Below are 3,968 nucleotides of genomic sequence, written 5' to 3'. Positions count from 1 at the left end.
ATTAAGCTAATTAATTTATATATTTTAACTGTCTACTTGACTAGGTACGGATCATCTAACTTTTGGGTCTCAGTTCATTATGACCATTTCCCTTTTTATTTAATCTAATTCTTCTTGAATAGAAGCAACATTTCTGCCCATTACAAAATGAACTGTTAAACCAATTGCCAAACCTACAAGAGCGGGAACAAGCCATGACAATCCCATACTTGCTAAAGGTAAACTATTTCTTAAATTAGCAACGGCTAAACCAAATTGACTTTGACTAACAACACTTGGAAAAGCTACAACCATATCACCAAGTGCTGGAACAACAGTGAAAACAATTACAAAGAAGTAAACTACACCGTCCTTTTTAAATAATGGTGAACAAACTGATAATACGATCAATACCATTGATAAAGGATATAAGAACATTAACATTGGTGTTGACCAAGCGATGATTTGATCCAGTCCGAAGTTAGCAGTCAAGAATGATGCTAAACAGCTAAGGAATAACCAAGTGTGGTAACTAACCTTAGGGAAGTGCTTATGGAAGTCTTGAGCAAATGCGGCTACAAGACCTACAGCAGTAGTTAAACAAGTAACGGTTAATAAGAATGCGAGTAATGCTTGTCCGAAGACACCACCATAAACATTAACGATTTGGTTAAAGGCAACACCACCGTTGTCTGATACCTTGAAGTGACCTAATGACATTGCACCCATTAAGATTAAGAGTAAGTAGATTAAACCGATAGCAAGTACGGCTAGAACACCTGATTTAGCAACAACCTTTGAAACACTTTTTGCATCTTTTTGACCCATACCTTTTACGGCAGTTACAACTGTAACGCCAAAAGCAAGTCCAGCCAAAGCATCCATAGTATTGTAGCCTTCTAAGAACCCATTTACTAATGCAGAGTGCTTATAAGCATCTGTTACTGCAGCGGTTTGCGGATTTCCTAAAGGATTAGCAAAAGCAACAACGAAAACTAAGAAAAGTAATGCTAAGAATAATGGGTTAAGTACCTTACCAACGTTAGATAAGATATTGTTTTCATGATATGAAAATGCAAAAGCAAGTGCAAAAAATACAGCCGAGAATACTAACAAAGCAACTGTTTGCATATTCTTAGGAACAAACGGTGCCATACCAACTGTAAATGAAACCGTTGCAGTTCTTGGTGTACCAAAAGCAGGTCCGATAGTCGCATGGATCAATACCATGAAGACTACTGCAAAACCAGCACCCAGCGGCTTACCGATATCGTAAACACCTTCTGAACGTGTGATTGAAACTGCAAGTACTGAAAGTAGTGGTAAAAGCACACCTGTGATCAGAAATCCGACTGCTGCTGTCCCCCAATTTGCACCAGCAAGTTGACCTAAATGTAATGGAAAAATTAAGTTACCTGCACCAAAAAATAATCCGAATAATAGTGAAGCTACAACCAAGTAGCTTTTCCATGTTAACTTACGAGATGAATGATCTTCCATAATTTTCCTCCTGTAGTAACTTATCTGATCACAAAAAAAGTCCCTCAACCAAAATATCTTTGATTGAGGGACGCTTCAGCGTGGTACCACCCTTTATTCATATTGCAATTACTCACAATACCTTTCACGTGCGGCCAGAAAAATTCTAGCGATACGTTGGCACTATAATGGGTGCACCCACTCCTTCTTACTAAAAATTAAGAAGTCGAACTCGAAAGTGATTTTCACCTAATTGTCGTCTATCTCCTCACACCTAACGAGACTCGCTGGAAAACTAGAATTAAGTTACTCTTCTTTCTCTTTGTTTTCAGATTGATTAAATTGTTAATAATTATTTTAAGCAAAATATAATCTTTGTCAACTGCTTTTTTTAAATTACTATAAAAAACTATTATTGCTAGAATTTATGCGTTCAAATTTTTGTTTATTATTTTCTGAAACAAATTATACAATGTTTCCCTCAAAAGCGGATCATGAGCGTAAATATAGGTTCCATACACTCCACGCTTAAGCAGCACATTAATCATATTCATGAATAATCGTTTCTTGGCTTCAGTTAATTCATTTTGATCAAATAAATCTTTTCTCTTCTTAAATGCCTCGATATCTGTAAATTTACTTGGATCAATCTTAAGCTTCATCGTTCCAGGAATTTGTGATAACGGCGGACTCAAAATAATTCCTGTATAATTCAGATCAAATCCCTGGCATGTATAGATAGAACCAACTTCATCAATTGTTTCTGGAATTTCGGCCCAAGGTTTGGACGTGTAATTATATTGATCCCACGGCATCTTGAACTTTCCTTCAGTAATATAATGCTTTCCCCCATCTAAAATTGAAGGATATCCCGTAGTTGATAGAATCCTTGAAAGTCCAACTTCGTCATTTCTTTTAACAATCTCTTGCCGCATCTTTTCTGCATCATTAAATACCCTAAAATCATAATTATCTCGAGCATTTTTCGGAAAAGGTAAAATTTCTTCATCATCAGTAAAATGATTAAACCAATTAATTAACTCATCACTGGCATTCATTCGAAATTGATGAGTTAAATGATAATCATCATGTGGATATTGATGAGTAATCTTCTCAAGCTGCTTGTCTGTCCAAAAAGTTTTTGTCCTTAAAACTTGGTACTGATCAAAGACAAGTACAACTACTTTGGCACGTTTAATAATTTCAACTAGCTGATTATCATAAGTAAAATTATTGTATGGATCTGAACGAGATAGCAATAAATGCGCCTCATCAATCACCACAACATCAACTGAAGAATTTTTCTTATCTAGTTGATTAATTAAAGTTGTAGGACGAGTAAAATCCTTTTTGAATAAATCCGGTGACTTACCTGCAATTTCCTTATAAACTTTAAGAATTTCAGGATGATTTACGACAAAATAATTTTCCGTCCCATATAATTTAGAATTCTCATTTTTTCTTGCGGCCTGTTCAATTTGATTAAACAAGTTCGCTAGAACCACACTCTTACCAGTTCCAGCATCTCCATATACTGTAAAAATTGAGTGCTCATTCTTATCAAGATTTCTATTAATAAATGCAAGAATTTGTTCAACTAACTTTTCTTGTTCATTTGTTAAGTCTTTTAAAGGCGACAGTTTCTTTGTCGCATCATTAATTATTTCTTTCAAAATAAACTTCTTTCACGTAACTAATTACACCCTAAAATTGTACTTTTACTTGAATTTATTTCTAAAAAAGTCCTCACATTGGTAGTGAAACCAATGATGAGGACAAATTCTTTTCATCAAATTAAGTAGCTAACTTCCAACCACTTTAAATCAGTCATCTATCACTTACTTCTATTTTATCCCATTCTCATGAAACTTGCATAATAGTACAATGCAAGTTCAAGAATATCGTGCTATTAATTATCAAAAATAAAAAGCGAGGCATCATTTTGATCTAATGCTTCGCTCTTCGAATATACTAATGTGATTTTTATCTATCTTTTCTAACAAATGGTTCGACAATTTTTAGAAGCTCTTGCATCGCTTCTAAATCTCCTTTATCTTGAATTGAGAAAGTTTCGCCTGGTTCTGCAGGTGTACCATTGTCCAAAAAGACATATGCTACGCCATTAAGTGTATCAATATTAACACCTTCATTTGGATCTTCTAAGTTAATTTGGCGCAACATCAAAGCTGGATTGCCTCTTTTATCAGTTAAGTGGTGATAAATGGTCCAGTGTTCTGAGTTTTCAACGCTAGTTTTAATTTTCTCAATAATTTCTTTATTTTCCATCTGTCTGTCCTTCTTATCTTTTATCTTACTTATATTATATAGCGATCATTAAAATATTGAAAACGTTTTACATTGAAAGAGAGATAAAAATAAAAAGATAGTCTGACTATATTGTATTTTGTAATATATCGAACTAGTAAACATAATTAATGAGACTGTCAAATCTTTTGTGTAAATAGTTCTTTCTCGCAAATTGATTTTTTAATTATTTATTTAATCAAAAT

At 33.9% G+C, this 3,968-nt stretch carries 3 protein-coding genes and 1 other annotated feature; all 3 genes read right to left on the bottom strand.

The window, feature by feature from the left end:
- Window positions 1–99: 99 nt before the first annotated feature.
- The gene (gene brnQ, locus NFR82_RS08700) at window positions 100–1,479 is read right to left on the bottom strand and encodes a branched-chain amino acid transport system II carrier protein (RefSeq protein WP_251717881.1); all 1,380 of its coding nucleotides are present in this window, start codon (window positions 1,477–1,479) and stop codon (window positions 100–102) included.
- Window positions 1,480–1,542: 63 nt separating this feature from the next.
- Window positions 1,543–1,790: a binding site (T-box leader), on the bottom strand.
- 93 nt (window positions 1,791–1,883) lie between these two features.
- Window positions 1,884–3,131 (bottom strand): DUF2075 domain-containing protein, encoded by a 1,248-nt coding sequence (locus tag NFR82_RS08695; protein WP_420908781.1) that lies wholly within the window; start codon window positions 3,129–3,131, stop codon window positions 1,884–1,886.
- 310 nt (window positions 3,132–3,441) lie between these two features.
- Window positions 3,442–3,744, bottom strand: coding sequence for a hypothetical protein (locus NFR82_RS08690; RefSeq protein ID WP_251717880.1), 303 nt, complete (start codon window positions 3,742–3,744; stop codon window positions 3,442–3,444).
- Between the last annotated feature and the right edge of the window lie 224 nt (window positions 3,745–3,968).

The organism is Lactobacillus agrestimuris, from assembly GCF_943193025.1.
GTDB classification, from domain to species: domain Bacteria; phylum Bacillota; class Bacilli; order Lactobacillales; family Lactobacillaceae; genus Lactobacillus; species Lactobacillus agrestimuris.
This window is presented reverse-complemented; position numbering and strand designations above follow the sequence as displayed.

Excerpts from the sequence above, each read along its gene's own strand:
- NFR82_RS08690 (WP_251717880.1), bottom strand. The coding sequence starts at position 3,744 with ATGGAAAATAAAGAAATTATTGAGAAAATTAAAACTAGCGTTGAAAAC.
- brnQ (WP_251717881.1), bottom strand. The coding sequence starts at position 1,479 with ATGGAAGATCATTCATCTCGTAAGTTAACATGGAAAAGCTACTTGGTT.